Origin of the sequence: Flavobacterium daemonense (assembly GCF_007341385.1) — a bacterium.
GTDB classification, from domain to species: domain Bacteria; phylum Bacteroidota; class Bacteroidia; order Flavobacteriales; family Flavobacteriaceae; genus Flavobacterium; species Flavobacterium daemonense.
In genome coordinates this window covers 15,883-33,247 of the sequence record NZ_VJYD01000018.1, presented here as the reverse complement: position 1 = coordinate 33,247, position 17,365 = coordinate 15,883, and the positions used below count along the sequence as shown (strand labels likewise).

The 17,365-nt window shown below is 34.1% G+C and carries 12 protein-coding genes; 9 read left to right on the top strand and 3 right to left on the bottom strand.

Going from position 1 to position 17,365, the window contains the following annotated elements:
• Nucleotides 1-208: 208 nt before the first annotated feature.
• The gene (locus FND99_RS18230; RefSeq protein WP_144339367.1) at nt 209-1,333 is read left to right on the top strand and encodes a LacI family DNA-binding transcriptional regulator; all 1,125 of its coding nucleotides are present in this window, start codon (nt 209-211) and stop codon (nt 1,331-1,333) included.
• A gap of 127 nt (nt 1,334-1,460) precedes the next feature.
• Here the strand turns inward: FND99_RS18230 and FND99_RS18225 are convergent, their stop codons facing one another.
• The gene (locus FND99_RS18225) at nt 1,461-2,624 is read right to left on the bottom strand and encodes a DUF4861 family protein (RefSeq protein ID WP_144339366.1); all 1,164 of its coding nucleotides are present in this window, start codon (nt 2,622-2,624) and stop codon (nt 1,461-1,463) included.
• 208 nt (nt 2,625-2,832) lie between these two features.
• Here FND99_RS18225 and FND99_RS18220 point away from each other — a divergent pair, with 208 nt between their 5' ends.
• Together FND99_RS18220 and FND99_RS18215 are read left to right on the top strand one after the other, a co-directional pair.
• Entirely contained in the window at nt 2,833-3,477 is a 645-nt protein-coding gene (locus FND99_RS18220) for an HAD family hydrolase (protein ID WP_246074243.1), read from the top strand.
• Between the two features lie 289 nt (nt 3,478-3,766).
• Nucleotides 3,767-5,695, top strand: coding sequence for a metallophosphoesterase family protein (locus tag FND99_RS18215; protein ID WP_144339365.1), 1,929 nt, complete (start codon nt 3,767-3,769; stop codon nt 5,693-5,695).
• A 301-nt stretch (nt 5,696-5,996) separates the two neighbouring features.
• Here the strand turns inward: FND99_RS18215 and FND99_RS18210 are convergent, their stop codons facing one another.
• A complete protein-coding gene (locus FND99_RS18210) occupies nt 5,997-7,052 on the bottom strand; it encodes a phosphatidylinositol-specific phospholipase C1-like protein (protein WP_144339364.1) in 1,056 nt (351 codons plus the stop codon).
• A 267-nt stretch (nt 7,053-7,319) separates the two neighbouring features.
• Between FND99_RS18210 and FND99_RS18205 the strand changes: the two genes are divergently transcribed.
• The 4 genes from FND99_RS18205 to FND99_RS18190 all read left to right on the top strand — a co-directional run bounded on the left by FND99_RS18205 (nt 7,320) and on the right by FND99_RS18190 (nt 14,161).
• A complete protein-coding gene (locus FND99_RS18205; protein WP_144339363.1) occupies nt 7,320-7,844 on the top strand; it encodes an RNA polymerase sigma-70 factor in 525 nt (174 codons plus the stop codon).
• A gap of 261 nt (nt 7,845-8,105) precedes the next feature.
• Entirely contained in the window at nt 8,106-9,029 is a 924-nt protein-coding gene (locus FND99_RS18200; protein WP_144339362.1) for a FecR family protein, read from the top strand.
• Nucleotides 9,030-9,102: 73 nt separating this feature from the next.
• Entirely contained in the window at nt 9,103-12,387 is a 3,285-nt protein-coding gene (locus FND99_RS18195; RefSeq protein ID WP_144339361.1) for a SusC/RagA family TonB-linked outer membrane protein, read from the top strand.
• A gap of 4 nt (nt 12,388-12,391) precedes the next feature.
• Nucleotides 12,392-14,161 carry a RagB/SusD family nutrient uptake outer membrane protein gene (locus FND99_RS18190; protein ID WP_144339360.1) on the top strand — a complete coding sequence of 590 codons (1,770 nt, stop codon included), beginning with the start codon at nt 12,392-12,394 and terminating at the stop codon, nt 14,159-14,161.
• Nucleotides 14,162-14,447: 286 nt separating this feature from the next.
• On the opposite strand, the gene FND99_RS18185 is transcribed toward FND99_RS18190, so the two are convergent.
• The gene (locus tag FND99_RS18185; RefSeq protein WP_144339359.1) at nt 14,448-15,764 is read right to left on the bottom strand and encodes a ComEC/Rec2 family competence protein; all 1,317 of its coding nucleotides are present in this window, start codon (nt 15,762-15,764) and stop codon (nt 14,448-14,450) included.
• 373 nt (nt 15,765-16,137) lie between these two features.
• Between FND99_RS18185 and FND99_RS18180 the strand changes: the two genes are divergently transcribed.
• Nucleotides 16,138-16,788, top strand: coding sequence for an outer membrane beta-barrel protein (locus FND99_RS18180; RefSeq protein WP_144339358.1), 651 nt, complete (start codon nt 16,138-16,140; stop codon nt 16,786-16,788).
• Between the two features lie 37 nt (nt 16,789-16,825).
• Nucleotides 16,826-17,317: a hypothetical protein gene (locus tag FND99_RS18175; RefSeq protein WP_144339357.1), complete on the top strand. Its 492-nt coding sequence runs from the start codon at nt 16,826-16,828 to the stop codon at nt 17,315-17,317.
• Nucleotides 17,318-17,365: the final 48 nt, after the last annotated feature.

The window sequence follows — 17,365 nt, the reverse complement described above, 5'->3', positions numbered from 1 at the left end:
AAAATGTATGTTTTATAATTTAAAATTATTTAAAGTTTTACTTTTGATAATACATTAAAAAATATTGAATATTAATTATTTGAGTTTATTTTTTATAATTATTTGAAACTAAGGTTTTAAACTATTTTAAAGAATAAAAAAACAACTTAATACTCTTTTGTTTTAATCGTTTGTGTATTTTTGCGTGTACGCACACGGTATTTTACAAATGTATATAAAAAGTTATGTAAAACAACTTATATTTGATGAAAATAATAATATTTTTACGTGGGTAATTAATTTTTTTAACTTAAAAATCAGCGATATCATAACGATCAAAGAAATAGCAGCACTAGCAAATGTCTCGCCTGGAACGGTTGACAGAATCATTCATAACCGCGGACAAGTAGCTCAAGAAAATGTTGATAAGGTAAATGCCATTATTGAAGAATATGGTTACAAACGAAATATTCTCGCAAGTAATTTGGCACTGAATAAAAAGTTTCGCATCGCGGTTTTTTTACCCAAATATGAAAATTTGGAATACTGGAAAAGCCAGATTTCTGGAGTCGAAAAAGCGGCTGCCGAGTTTGCGAAATTTGGTATTGTGCTGGATTATTTTTTCTACGATTTTAATAAAGAATCTTTTCAGAAGCAGATTGAAAAAGTCATCGATTTTGATTGTGACGGACTGCTTTTTGCACCAATTTTTTACGAAGATTCGGTTCGGTTTTTAAAGGAATATGAAAAGAAAAATATTCCGGTTGTGATGATCGATTCAAATATCTCTGAGGAAAATGGACATGCGTATGTGGGTCAAGATGCTTTTCAGAGTGGTTATTTGGCTGGAAGACTAATTAGTTTTGCAGTTAAAAATGAAAGACAGGTTTTGATTTTCAAAATTGCAAGAGAAATCGAAAGCACATCGGTGTATCTGCAGCGAATTGACGGATTCTATTCTTATTTTAAGGATCACGACGAATTGACAAATTTCAAGTTTTCTGAAATTACCATTAAAGATTCCGGTATCGATCAGCTTTGTGTGGAAATGTTTAAAGGTATCAACAGTATTTTTGTACCAAATTCTAGGGCATATATTGTAGCTCGATTTCTAGAAAAAAACAATATAAACGGCATCCGAATTATTGGTTTCGATTTGCTAAACGAAAATATTGAATATTTGAACAAAGGAATAATCGATTTTTTAATCAACCAAAGACCAGAAGAGCAGGGTTATATGGGGATTAATTATTTGTATAAAAAATTAGTGCTTCAGGAAGAGACGGAGCAAACAAATTATATCCCGCTTGAAATTATTTTAAAAGAAAATTATTCTCCTGCGAAAGTAAGGTAAAACACAAAGATTGTCATTTCGACCGAAGGGAGAAATCACACTAGTGAGTCGACAAAGATTGGTGATTTTCTTTGCGGAGTTTCTAGTGTGATTTCTCCCTTCGGTCGAAATGACAAAAATGAGAAGATTACTTCTTCACCTTAACAACAAGCGGATTATTTATTTTCTCTGCAAAAGAAGTCAAATACGTTTCCCATTCTTGTTTGGTTTGAAATGGACTTCCTTTTTTCCATCCAAAACCGGTATAATAAATTGCTTTTTCGTTTTTAACCGAGATATTCCCGTACAAATTGCTTAATTCTTTTTCGTTTGTAACGTGATTATCAAAGCTTGTCAGAGTATTTTTTGGTGCAACTATTCCCATTCCAATTTCAGAATCATCAAGTGGTTCCCAATAACTCAGCCATCCCTTTTTTAAATCAGTTCCAATAGTTCCTTTTTTATCATGAAGCGTTATCCCGACAGCAATAGTTTTAGTTCCAGTAATTGATGTTTCATAACGTGAAAGATAGCTTCCGTAATCCAGACTAATCAATTTTGATTCAGTTATTTTGTTTCCCTTTGCATCCCAGTCTGCATAAGTTAAAATAAAACTCGTTCTGATTGGTCCTGTTGTAATGGTTTTCCAGCTGACAAAATTCTTTGAAAAATAATATTTTCCATCAATATTTACAGCAATTCCGCCAATTCCTCGGCTGTCGCCAACCTGAAAATTGTCTAGACCTTCACCCGTATCTTTATGATAAGTTCCCTTTCCGGTAGTCATTTTATCATACCATTTGTTGATGATTGGATACTCGACTCTTTTTAACCAAGCATCAATTCCGCTCGTCAAGGCACCTCCGGGAACTTTATCTTCGACCATTTTTTGCGCCACTGGTCCATATGCTCTAAAAGCGACCTTGTTGTTTTCCCATGCATAATCATCAATTCTTTCGGGTACAAATCTAGAATAGCAGCTTGCAACTTGCGATGCATTCGGATTAGTTCCAACTAAAACTTCAAATTCCTCTTTTGATTTTGCTTTAATTTTTGGTTGAAACAAAAGGACATCCATATTTCCGTCGCCATCATTATCAACAGTTTGGGTTTCTAAAATTGAATTGTTGTTTTTAATGATATAATTATCAAGTTTTGCCGCTGTTGGCAAACCCAGTATTTTTTTAGTTAATTCGACTGTTTCAAATTCTCTGTCGGTCGCTAAAGTATTGGTGATTGTTATGGTTTTGTTTTGAGAATGTATCGCAAAATTACTTGCTAGAATTACAGTCAGTAAAAGATTTTTTTTCACAATTTATAATTTTAATTGTTGCTCTGTTAAATAAAGTTTGAGGTCATAAAGATACGTTGCAAATCAGAATTGGAGATACATTATTAGGTATAAAAATGTACAAATTTCTGTTAATTTGTTATTGGTTGTGCTTTCAGGATTTATTTTAATTTGTACTTTACAATTCCTGAGACGCCAGTTAAGTCTCTACATTATTAAAAGTTTAAAAATGAATATGGAAGTTAAGTGCATTATTTTCGATTGTGACGGAGTTTTAGTTGATACAGAAAAAATAGGAAATGGAATTTTGCTTGAAATGGCATCAGAATATGGGTTTAAAATGGATATTGAAGATGCTTACCGCGATTTCAACGGGAGGAATTTGAAAGATTGTTTCCGATATATTGAAGAAGCAATACATCAAAAATTACCTGAAAATTTTGAAGAAGAATACCGCCAAAAAAGTTTTGAAGCTTTTAAAACGCAAGTAAAACCAATGGAAGGTGTTGTAGATTTTATCGAAAAATTGAAAATTCCGTATTGTGTGGCTTCAAGTGGTCCGGTCGAAAAAATTAGACTGAATCTTGAAGTGGCTGGTTTACTTGATAAATTTGAAAATAAAATATTCAGTTCGTACCAAATAAACAGTTGGAAACCAGAACCGGAAATATTTTTGCATGCCGCAAAAGAAATGGGTTTTGAGGTAAAAGATTGCATTGTGCTGGAAGACAGCAAAGCAGGAATAAAGGCAGGAATTTCTGGCGGATTTAAAGTGTACGGTTTTGCAAATGGCTACAATAATTCAGATTTGGAAGAAGAGGGTGCGATACTTTTTAGTAGTTATGAAGAACTGAGTAAAATGCTTCAGATTTAGATTTTTTCTTAACCGCAATGTACGCAAAGGTTTACGCAAAGCACGCAAAGATTAAAATATAATGCAACAGATTAAAAAGATTTACACAGATTTTAAAAATCATTTTTAATCCTTTCAATCTGTGGCAAAAAAACTTGCGAACCTTGCGTAAACCTTTGCGCACTTTGCGGTTAAACTCAAAACAAAGCAATAAAAATTATTATTCCGTAACAATACGGTAAAGAGAGTTCAGGTTTTAATGGCTAAAATTGCGCAGTTATTTTAAACGCCTCAAAATCTGCATTTCAACATGAATATTAATTTTTTTTCTAACGGTAAGCTGTGGTTTGCAACATTGTTTTTTATTCTTTCCAATTATACCATTTCGGCACAAAAATTGAAGAATCTCGATGGCCTTCAAGTCGCATTTTTGTCTGATGTTCACTTGCAGGATTTGTTCGGAACATTCTCAGATAACGATTTTAAAGGAGTTTTGAATACCAAAACCGGAAAATATGCGTTAATAAGAACGATGGCCTCGCAGTTGCACTCTACGAGAATTTTCAATGAAAATTATTTTGCCTTCATCGCCGCTCTTGAAGATATTGCAAAACGAAAGATAAAATACGTGGCACTTCCGGGCGATTATACCGATGACGGTCAGCCAATTCACGTGAGTGGATTACAGAGAATTTTAGATCAATACCAAAAAAAATATGGTATTGAGTTTTTTATAACCACCGGAAATCATGATCCGGTTGGACCATTTGCTCAGGAATCGGGTAAAGAAGATTTTTTAGGAGAAGAAGGAAAAAGCCAACCCATTTTTAGCAAAGACGGCATGTATAAGCCAAACATGAATATCGAACAGCCAGTTGTCATAACAGCCGATATTGCTAAAATGGGTTATTTTGGCATCACAGAAGATCTTAAAAACTTCGGATTTTATCCCAACAAAAAATACAAGTTCTGGTCAACTCCTTTCGCCAGTTATACTTCCCAAAATTACGACTTTAAAAAAGCTATCGAAGCTTCTCAATTATCTAAAAGAGTGTATAATGTTGCGCCTGGATTTGAAGTTCCAGATGTGAGTTATGTCGTTGAACCAATTGACGGACTCTGGTTAATGGCTATTGACGGAAATGTTTATATTCCGAAGAAAACAGACGGCGATCCTAAAGATCCTAAAAATTATTCTGAAGCAAGTACAGGTTACAATAATGTACTTTCAAACAAAAAACATCTTATAAAATGGGTTCAGGATATGTCGGCGGAAGCCAAACTTCGCGGTAAAACTTTAGTTGCTTTCAGTCATTTTCCTATGATTGATTTTAATGATGACGCTTCCGCGGAAATTAAAGAATTATTAGGTCCAAATAAATGGCAATTGAACCGAGTTCCTGTTGAAGAAGTGGCGCAGGTTTTTGCCGATGCTGGTTTGAAAATTCATTTTGCTGGACATATGCATATCAATGATACTGGAATACGAACGACTGCAAAAGGCAATACTTTGGTAAATATCCAAACGCCTTCACTTGCCGCTTATATTCCGGCGTATAAAGTATTGACGATTCAGAAAGATAATTTGGTGGATATTCAAACCATTACAATTGATGATGTTCCGAGATTTGATGAGCTTTTTGATTTGTATAAAATGGAATATCAGTTTTTACAAAGTCAAAACACAAAAGATATTTGGAATAAAGATATTTTAGAAACCAAAAATTACCACGATTTTACCGATTTTCATTTAAAGGAATTAGTACGTCTTCGTTTTTTAAAAGACGATTGGCCCTCTGATTTTGCTGCTTTTATTCAAAATGTTTCAGCTCAGGATTTGTTGGTTTTGGCGAATATTAAATCTGATAAAGATTTTGATTTTATTCTGAAAAACAAAGCGCAGTTTCAAAAAGAATGGGAGGAAGCAGAAACGAAATCGGAACAAATGTTGGCACAAAACAATCTTAAAAAAGAAGATTTTACTTGGACAGGAAATGATCTTTTAATTGATTTTTATCGTTTTAGAAGTGCCGATGAATTGGCTTTCGCCGATGTTGGAGAGAAAAGAGCAAGAGAATATAAAATTTTATCGAAAATGGTTTTAGAAAATTCTGATGAAAAACTTTTGCAAAAACAGGTGAAATTATTCTTTACAATTTTAAATAAATTCATGCACGAAGTTCCTGCAGATCATTTTATGGTTGATTTGAAAAGTGGTGAAGTTAAAAGTTTGAAGTGATTCTTTTAACGCAAAGATAAACCCGACAGGTTTTTAAAACCTGTCGGGTTTGTTATTTTGTGTATATTTTTAACGCAAAACGCGCAAAGGTTTTTCACAAAGTTTGCAAAGGTTTTTGTTAGCGTTTATTAATAAACGAAAAGTTCACAAAGCTTTAGAAATACAGCTTTGTGAACTTTGATTTTTATAAAATCTTCTTTAAAAAACTTTGTGCCCTTTGCGAAAAACCTTTGCGCGCTTTGCGTTAAAAAAAAAATCACAGTCACAATCTTGAAAGCTGTGACCGTGATTGAAAAAAAAATTACTGCACATTTACAGGATTTGTTCTCACATAAGTTCCGTCATCATATTTGATTTGGTACGGAGAATCAAAGAAAGTGCTTGGCAAATAATAATCTGTTGAGATGATTTGTGCGCCTGATTTTTTTGCAGCTTCAAAATGCGAATAATCATTTTTGCGGGCTTCCTTCGTATCAGAGTCGGCACGGGTTCTTATTAAGTAGCCTTTTTTAACCAAATCTGTAATTGATGAATCTTCAGAATTATTTCTAAATAACCACGCCGCTTCTGGTTTTCCCGGTTCAGCATTAATAAAAACGGCGCGTCCCTTAAGGGACGGATGATTCAATGCGTACAAATCTCTTTTTACGCCGTTATTATCTAAAAGGAATAAAAATTTTCCTTTTGCTTCTTTCAAAGTCGGCCAATTATTGTTTAAAACCGCTTCTTCAAGTGTTTTATATTTTCCGCGAACCATATCGGGCGTGATTATTTTATTTCCTAAACCTTTACGAAGTTCTTTGTCTAAAGCATCAAAAAGCTCTGGTGTAAATTTCTCTGCTTTTGTGCCCAAGAAACTATCATCGTCTTTTGGCTCTAAAGTGATGAAAACTGGAACATGATCAGGATTTGCGTCTGACCATTTTTTTAATTCCGCAAGACAACTTTGAAGCGTGTAGCAAGATGTTCTAAAATCAATATCAATCATATGAAAAACTTTAAAACCCGGTTTTTTCATTTCTCCATTTGGGTCATAAGCTTCTTGTGATTTTGCAATGTCAAGACCTTTTGGATGCGCAAATTTTCCGCCTTTCGGATCAGCTTGAACATCAATTTCTAAGTTTCGCAAACCTTTATTTAATTGTTCCGTAAGACTTATATGTGTGTATTGAAGCCCTTTCAGCGAACGCGTAGTATCTTTTGCCTGAATCGTATTGTACAAATCAGTTTCGATGGCGTGGCGGTAACTGTTGTGCGAACCGATAACTTGTATCTGGTTGATTTTTAGATTGTCGTTTTGCGCATGACTCCATTGAAAAGCTCCTGCAAATAATAATGTAAACAAAATTTGTTTCATGATTTTGAATGAAATTAGGATTATTGAATTAAGGAGACGCAGCAACAGAGAATTGCTTTTTTTAGAGGTTACTAAAGTAAACGTGGCACTTGATTTTTGTGTTAGCTAAAGTAAAAGAAAACGCAAATGGAATGTCATTTTTGTTTAAAAATAGTAGTATTAATAAAACAATTGTTTTCGAAATTTAATTTAAAGATAACTTTCAGGCAAAAAGTATTGGTATTGTATTTTATTATTTTACACCACCAAATACTACCAAAAACTGCCATGAAGAATCCAGAAATTTTTGAACAAACGTATACCCAATACTGGAAAAAGCTCAGCGCTTTTTCGTATACGATGACTCAGGATAAAGATTTGGCACAGAACATTGTGCAGGATGTTTTTGTCGATTTATGGGAGCGCAAAGACGATTTGAACATCAATGCCATTGAACCGTATTTATTTCGCGCGGTAAAAAATCAGGTTTTTAAACATTACCAAAATAATAGGTTTGATAAAACTATTCTGGAAGATCAGTTTGAGGATTATATTATTGACAATTTTGCGTCGATTGATCCCGAATTAATGGATTTGCTTTATGCCTTATTAGATAAACTTCCGGAGAAAAGGAAAGAAGTTTTATTGATGTATAAATTTCAGGATATGTCGATCGATCAGATTGCAGATGAACTTGGAATTTCGAAACAAACGGTGAAAAACCAAATTTCATCGGCAATAAAACAGTTGCGCGAAGGCTTGAAAGACTTGGCTTGGCTGGCACCTTTTATCATTTTTCATAAAAACTTTTAAGATAACTTTCTGTTGATGTTTTCATAATATTTCCGGATAGTACGATTTCAAGATTCTGGTACTTACTTGTAATAAAAGGCCTTTTTAAATTGAATAGGTTTTTTAAACACATAGAAACATAGTTTTCTTTTGAGATAAAGAGATTAAAAAAAACTAGTTTTTACACATAGCAAAACGCTATGATTATTAATGCAAGTGAAACGACTTTAATAAGTAGGTAAAACTATGTTTCTATGTGTTGAAATAATTACACAAAGTAACATGATAAAAAGAATCAAACATAGTTTAGAACATTTAATTGATAAAAGTTCAAGAAATAAAACTTCAATTGCAGAGGAAAATCTGCTAAATGATTTTGCTTTTACTCAATATCAAAAATCGAAATGGGACGACCTTTCGATGGGAAATTCTGAAGAAGTTTCTCAAGATATCTATGATAATATTCAGCTTCGAATAGGAAAAAAGAAAACTTTTACTCCTTATTTAAAATATATAGCTGCTGCCAGTATTCTTATTCTTGCCGGTTTAGGCTTTTTGTTTAAACCAGAAATTGCTGTCGAAAAGCAATTATCGTTTAAAACGTCATCGATTCCCAAATCTATCCAATTAAGTGACGGCTCGAAAATTTATCTGGCAGCTAATTCATTATTTCAATATCCTGAAAAATTCGAGGGAGAGGAAAGAAAAGTTTCTCTGTTGAAAGGAAATGCATTTTTTGAAATCGCCAAGGACAAAAAACATCCTTTTATCATCACTTCTAGAGAAATTAAAACCAGAGTAGTAGGAACATCATTTCACATTCAGTTGTCAAAATCTAAGTGTGAAGTGATTGTTGTTACCGGAAAAGTCAACGTGAGTTCGAAAGGGCAGAGCGTTGACTTAGTTCCGAATGACGAAGCTTTATTCGAATCAAATAAATTGACTAAACAATTGGCAGATAAATCGTTTTTGGTGAATTGGTACACGACCGATATTACGCTGAACCAAACGACTCTTAAACAAGTTATTGCCATTTTACAATATAAATACGGCGTTTCATTTCAATATGATAATGAGCGCGTATTAGCAGCACCGTTAACGGTATTCATCAAGAAAGACGCAACATTAGAGAATGTTTTAGAGCAAATAAATTATATCACAAACGTAAAATTCAAAGTTTATGGCGAAATAGTAAAAGTGGATTAAAACAAAAAAGCAGTTGCTGAGAACAACTGCCTTTGAATAAATTAAGTATCGTAAAAAACCAATAACTTAAATCATGTATTTTAAAACTTCTTATTTAAATCTAAAGAGTCTTTTCTTTTTAGTTCTGGCTTTACTGACCTTACAGGCAGGTTACAGTAAAACAGCTTTAGTAAAAAAATCAAAATTAGAAAATAAAATAGAAAAAGCAACTCTTGTTTCTATATTTTCAAAATTAAGTCAACAAACCGATTATAAATTCAGCTACGGACAGGCTGTAATTGCTGATAATACAACGTATACAGTAAATTTTGGAGGAGAATCAATTTCGTCAATTTTGAATGATCTTTCAAAAAAAGCAAATTTCAATTACAACATCAACGGAAAATTAGTTTTGATTCAGAAAACAGCTGCGCCAAAAACGGCAACAACTAAAGCTGCAGATCGAGTTAAAGTAAAAGGAAAAGTAATTGATGAAAATAAATTGCCAATTCCTGGAGCAACAATTACAGAAACAAGTTCATCAAACAGTGCAGTTTCTAATTTTGATGGTGAATTTGAAATTACTGTTGGAGAAGGAAAAACAATTGAAGTATCTTATTTAGGTTATAAAACTAAAGTTGTTGCTGTACAAAAAGGTTTTATGACAATTCAGCTAGAGCCAAATACGTCTGAATTAAGTGAAGTTTTAGTTGTTGGTTATGGAAAACAATCTAAAAAAGATGTTACAGGAGCCGTTACACAGCTTGAAGCAGCAAATTTTAAGCAAGGTGTAAATATTTCTGTAGATAATTTAATGCAAGGGAAAATCGCCGGAGTTCGTGTTGTTAATACAAGCGGTGAGCCTGGAGCGGGTGTAAACGTGACCATTAGAGGTGTTGGGTCCATTAGAAGCGGAAGTACGCCTTTGTTTGTAGTTGATGGCGTGCCTTTGTCAAATGATGATGTGAGCCCTTCAGGAAGTAATGTTGGTTTCGGAAATTCATCTGCAAAAAATCCTTTGAACTTTTTGAATACAAGTGATATTGAATCGATTACCGTTTTGAAAGATGCTTCGGCTGCGGCAATTTATGGTGCGAGAGGATCAAACGGAGTTGTTTTGGTTACAACTAAAAAAGGCTCAAAAGGAGAGGGAACTTTAACTTTTGATTCGTACACAGGATTTTCTACTGTCGCTCATAAATTAGACGTTTTAAATGCTGATCAATATAGAAAAGCTATTAAAGATCCAGCTTTTGATCACGGCGGAAATACAGATTGGCAGGATGTAATTTACAGAACGGCAATTACTACAAATAACTCTCTTGCGTTTTCAAAACAAACAGAATCAGGTAACTATTATGCTTCGATTGCGCAAATGAATCAGGAAGGGATTATTAAAACAAGTAATTTCAAACGTATGTCGGGTAGAATTAATGCTGCTGAATCGTTTTTGGACAACAAACGTTTGAAAGTAAAAATGAACCTGACGGCAAGTGAAACTAAAGATGACGGAGTTCCTACAAGTGACGACGGAGGTTCTAACGGTCAGCTTATTGTGCATACTTTGATGGCAAACCCAACAAGACCAGTTTTTGATTCAAAAGGAAATTACACAAACTTTAATATGAATGCGCATTATAATCCAGCTTATTTATTGAGCATTTATGATGATGTGACGCGTACACTGAGAGTTTTAGGAAATTTAGAAGCTTCATTGCGAATTGTTGACGGACTGGAATATAAAATAAACATTGGTTTTGATCGTTCTGCAGCAGAAAGAAACACGACAATTTATCCAAACTTAACCGATTTGAATCCGAAAGGGAAATATGTTCAGAATAATTTAGATTCTAGAAACTCTCTAGTTGAACATTATTTGACGTATAATTTGAATTTGGATAAACATAAATTAGAAGCTTTAGGCGGATTTTCATACCAAAAATTTGAAAGATCGGGAACAAGTTTCAGCATTGACGGAATTACAAATCAAGGAGTTGGTGTTCCGCCGGCAATCAATCCTGGTTTTGCAGGAACACAGTCTGGAGTTTCTGGATATGCGCAGGAAAATGAGCTTCAATCTTATTTTGGAAGGGTAAATTACACTTTCAATAACAAATATCTTTTGACAGCTTCGATGAGAGCAGACGGTTCGACTCGTTTTGGAAAAAACAACAAATACGGTTATTTCCCATCAGCAGCTTTGGGATGGAATATCTCTAAAGAAAAATTCTTAGAAAATGTAACTGCAGTTGACAATTTAAAATTAAGAGCAAGCTGGGGACAAACAGGAAATCAGGAAGTTGAGAACAAAATTACACAAGCAAGTTATTCACTTTCTGGTGCTGACGGATATTACTTGTACAACGATTTGAACTTAGTAAACGGAGTTTCGGTAAACAGAACGCCAAATCCTGACTTGAAATGGGAGGTTGTAACGCAATATAATTTAGGTTTAGATTTCAATTTATGGAAAGATAAATTGTACGGAACTTTTGATTATTTCAACAAAACTACAACCGATGCGATTTTGAATGTTCCCTCTCAAGCTTTGAGTCCGACACCTACAATTTGGACAAATATCGACGGAAAAATCATCAATAAAGGTTTTGAATTCATGCTAGGTTCAAAATTGATCGACAAAAAAGATTTTTCTTGGAATATTGATATGAACGGTGCAACGCTGAATAATAAAATTGAAGATTTGCCAGTATCAGAAATTTTGACTGGAACAATTTCAGGACCTGGACAATCTGGAGTTAATGCCAATATTTACAAAAGCGGTTATGCTGCGGGATCTTTCTATTTATTGCAGCACATTGGTTTTGATGCAAATGGAGGTAATATTTTTAAAGATCAAAATGGAGACGGTAAAATTGACAACAGCGACAGAATTATTATTGAAGGCGCGCTTCCAACTTTTTACTACGGATTTAATAGTGATATGAGATACAAAAACTTTACGTTCTCTTTCTCTATTATTGGACAAACAGGTGGTTATTTATTGAATAATACAGGATTGAACGCTTTAAACATCAATAACTTGGCTTCTGATAGAAACGTAGCAACAGGTTATTATGAATCAGGAGCAAATCCAACAAATTCACCAATTTTATCGACACTTTTCTTAGAGAAATCTGATTTTATCCGATTAAATACAGCTCGTATCGGTTACAATTTTGACCTAAAAGGAATCAATTGGTTAAACGGATTGACATTGTATGTAACGGGACAAAACTTGCTTACAATCACAAATTATTCAGGTTATGATCCATTAATCAACAGTCCAAAATCAAACGGAGGAAATCAGTCAATTGGTATCGATTATGCGGCTTACCCAACTTCTAGAACGTTCAGTTTTGGAGCAACTTTAAAATTATAATATTATGAAAACAAATACATTTTTTAGTATAAAATTAATCGCATTCTTCACGTTTATATGGCTTTTTGCTAGCTGTACAAATCTTGACGAAGTTGTTTTAGACGAGGTTTTGGGAGACAATGCATCAAATCCTGCCGGAGCACTTGCGGCAGCTTATGATCGTTTAGGAGACGGAACTTTTACAGATCACGGATGCATGTTTTCGTTGCAGGAATACACAACTGACGAAGCTATTTTGCCAACGCGAGGAAGTGACTGGGGAGACGGTGGAAAATGGAGAGATATGCATGAGTTTACATGGAAATCTGACAACGCTGTTGTGGGTGATAACTGGAATAAATTAACAAACGGAATTACGCGTTCGTTGACTGCAATCCAATCTATTGAAGAAAGTTCTATTCCGGAGAAAAAATTGTTTTTGGCTGAAGCTAAAGGGCTTTTAGACTATTATTTATACACGACTTTAGATGTATTTGGACAAGCGCCTTACAGAGATCCAATGAATCCAAATGCGCCTTTACAGATTTTAAAAGCGGATACTCAAATTGATAAATTAATTACTGATGTTGAATCATTAATTCCAGATTTGGCTAGTATGGGAGAACAACAAACGCATCACGGACGTTTTACTAAGGAAGCAGCTTATGGTTTCTTGGCAACAATGTATTTGAATCGTGCTGTTTTTAAAGATCGTTTTAATGCAGCTTCAAATTTTAATTTCAGTGAAGCTGCGGTTTCTGGTGGCGGAACTGATATGGATCGTGTAATTTATTATACTTCGTTATTGATCAATTCTGGTAAATATTCTTTGGAAAGTGATTATTTCAAAAACTTCGCAAGAGATAATGATAATGGAAAAGAGCTGATTTTTGCGATTTCTCAAAAGATAGATTACATCCGCAACGGTTCAAACAGTTTTGCTTATGTGTGTATGGAGCGTAACCAGAGAACTTCTGCAGCAAACAGAGGAACGAACGCTGCGTGTACAACGCCAGAATTCTTCGCAACTTGGGACGGAAATCATGATGACCCGAGATTTCAGCAGAAATACCAATATTCTGACGGAACTTGGTTTAAAAATGACGGTACTGATGTAAGTGTTCCAGCAACAGATATTGTTCCGAAAAGTGCTAATTTACCTTGGTTTCATTTTAATAGAGGAATCGAATTTGGACCTCAATACGGACCTATTTTATTGTCTTCAGGTTCTTTGGAAATGATTAATGGCCGTATTAAAGTTTCTCCATTATATATGGAAAAAAGTACTACAACTAGAATGGATTTCACTCCGTCATTAACTTTTAAAAATCCTGCTCAGGCTGTTTTTGCTCAAAACGAAATCAATCAAGGTGCTCGTATTTTTAAATATGAATTTGATCCAGAAGGAGGAAATGGAAACAGTAATGTTGATATTCCGTTATATCGTTTAGGCGGAATTTATACAATGAGAGCTGAAGCTTATTTCAGAAAAGGAAGTGTAGGACTAGCAATGGATGATTTAAACAAATTACGTACAAGCAGAAAGAGAGAGGCTTTGTTTGGAAGTGTCCCAGGAAAAGCACTTACTTCACTTGATGCCACGCAATTGTACAACGAAATAGGTTTCGAATTGTATTGGGAATTATACAGAAGACCACAAATGATTCGTTTCGGGAAATTTGATTTGCCGGGAACTGCAAAATCGGCTTCACAACCGTTTAGAAGAGTATTTCCAATTCCGCAATCAACAATTGATGTTACGAAACAATTCACGCAAAATCAAGGTTATAACTAAGTTGTGTTAGTTTATTTTTATTTATTTTTTTAGAAAAGCCTGTCTTGAAAGAGACGGGCTTTTGTTTTTGTTTCAAGTTTTTTAGTTTCAAGTTTCAGGTTTGCCATACGTTGTAGTTTAACCGCAAAGGTCGCAAGGTTTTTTGCACAGATTGTGTTTACAAACGCAAAGAACGCAAAGCTTTGCGAACTTTGCGTTTATTGTAGACAAACAGAGATAAAAAACCTTGCGACCTTTGCGGTTAAATTCAGCCCAAACTAAGCCGCATTTCAACCTGAAACAAAATTTAAAGATTAAAAAAACTTTGTTCGTATAAATCCCAAAGACTGTTGCCGGCGACAGCTTCTTTCATTTGTGCCATGATAATATTATCGCCGTCGCAGCGCATATTGATCATTCCGTATTTGATTTTGGTACTTCCTTCGGCGGTTGAGCGCGCGAGTTCTGTGGAGAAAACCAAAGGCCTTTTTGATTTTGTATATTTTCCAGCACAACCAATGGCATCGGCTCTTGGATGCGAATAGGTTTCATTATCGCCCGAAGAAATTACAGTTGCATACGGATTTACCTTTGCCATAAAATCCGTCGTAAATTCTGATGCGCCGTGATGACATGCTTTTGCAACATCAACCTCAAACGGATTTCCGGTGCTGTAATGTTCCAATAAATGATCTTCGGCAGGAATATTCAAATCACCTCCATATAAAAAAGAACGGTTTCCGTAGGTAATTTTCAAAACAATACTATGTCCGTTTATAGTGTGCGCTTCGTCATCAAAATATTTATAAACGGTTTTATTGTCTATTTTTGAAGTTACTGGTCCTAAAACTTGAATAGAGAAATTCTTGTTATTAATAAGCTTTGACGGAATTACACTGTTGTGATCCAAACGCTCAAAATTAGCAAGTCGTCCTTGACTTGTAGCTGTATTAATAGCATTTAAAAATTTTTCCTGTAAATCCAGCATCCCGCCTTTTGCTTGCAACGCATTATATTCGGCAATGGTATTGAAAGAAGTTTCGAGATAATAGGTTGTGCCGTGTTTCGACTTTTTGCCCAATTCGGTATTGTATTCCGTTTTTGGGAAATTGGCTTTTTCATTATTGAATTTCGCAATTCCGTTATGGTAAATGGTTCCAATAGTGTAATGATTGTCATTAATAATATCAATTAATCCCTGATAATGATCTTTATCAAAATGACTGATGAAAATATAATCCAGATGTACTTTTGTGTTTTTGTCAAAATAATATTTGTACTGCCATTTGCTCAAGTAATGACTTAAATTATCATTTGGGCCTCCGTCAATAATTATTTTGAGTCCGTTTTCGTCATTTCCAACTTCAATTAAAGCACCATCGCCCTGACCAACATCTACATAAAAACATTTGAAAGCAGGCGAAAGCCCAATACATGTTTTGTCAATCCAGCTTTCTTTTCCAAAAGCGAAAATCTTTTGCCAGTTTGTAGTTTCTTCAGGTAAAATTTTCACAAATGAGCCCATCAGGATGGTATTGTTTTTTCCTTTAGGCTTTCCGTCGGTGCCAATACTTTTATAAACATCGGCATAAAGACTGACTACTACTTTATAAATATCTGCCATAGTGTTATAATTTGATTAAGATTTAAAGACTTAAGCGTATTTTATGATTATTAGTGTTTTTTTATGTAGATTTACATGTAAATATATGTAAATCAGATAGATAAAAATTTATTTTTGATTTTTTTTTCGCTGCGTTAATTCATTTTTGTAGTAGTTTTTGGTTTCAAATTATAATTTGAAACCATTATAACCCCATATTTTAAGGGTCGCCGTTATCAATTTGGATAATTTTGATCTAAATCAATAAAACGGTTTATACTGTTGATAAATAAGAAGATACTCTTGACAAGGAGAGATAGTGCAGGACTTTTTATTTTATCTGAAAGCTATTAGTTAAGAAACCAAATTACAAACAAATTAAAAGAATCAAATTATGAAAAAGTATCACTTATTATTCGTTGTTTTTTTATTTTCTCTGACTATGTCAGCGCAAAGTCATGGCTCATTTTTACTTAATTTGTATGGAGGTTATACCTTTTCAGACAAAGTAGATTTTGATTCCTCTTACGCACGTGTAGAAGATGGATTTGAGTATGGAGCAGGTTTGGAATATTTTATAATGGATAACGCTTCCATCGAATTAAAATATAACAGACTTGACACGAGAATGCCTTTATACACAAAAGTACCACTGCCTAATTATGGTATTCCGGCGGGAGGTCAAGTAAATGCAGGAGATGATAAAGGGGCTATAAATTATGTATTAGTAGATTATACGTATTATTTTGGACCAAGTTCTCAAAAAGCGCTGCCTTATTTAGGAGCAGGTGCGGGGATTGCGATTCTTGAATCACCAAAGAGTGGAAGCGGTACTTATTTTGGATGGGAAATTAAAGCCGGTGTTAAAGTAAAAACCGATTCGGCTTTCTCAGTTAATATTAATGCTTATTTGCAATCAATGTCGGCAGCAGTTGGATATGACTACTACTGGGATTACTACTGGGGACCTATTGCTGTAACTGATTATGCCTCTACTTTTCAATTTGGTCTAGGAGCTGTTTTAAGTTATGATTTTAAAAAATAAATCGCTGTAAAGCATCTTCACCCTTAAAAATCAGATCATGAAAAAAGTAATTTTATTAGCGCTTATTGTTTTTTCTGTAAATTCATTTGCTCAATCGAGCTTAAAAGAAGATGTAGAAGTTATTCAGTCTATTTATGGTAAATCCAAAGCAGATTTGGTACGCCAATACATGAATTTATCAGAACCTCAGGCGACAGAGTTTCAAAAAATCTACGATGAATATGAGACTTCGCGAAAAGCACTAGGACAGCAAAAAGTGCAGATAATAAATGATTACGGAAATAACTATGCTACACTTGATGATGCAAAAGCCGCATCATTGACCGAAGCAAGTTTAAAAAATGTCAACGATTATGACAAACTGCTGAGCAAAACATACAGCAAAGTCAAAAAAGCAATTGGCGGACGAAATGCAGCAAAATTTGTTCAGCTTGAGCAATATCTGCAAGTAACGATAAGAGGCGAAATTCAAAATTCAATTCCTTTTATTGATGAAATTGATAAAACAAAAGTCAGTAGCAAAATATAAAAAGTAAAAGCGATAATGCGAAAACGTATTATCGCTTTCTTGTCTTTG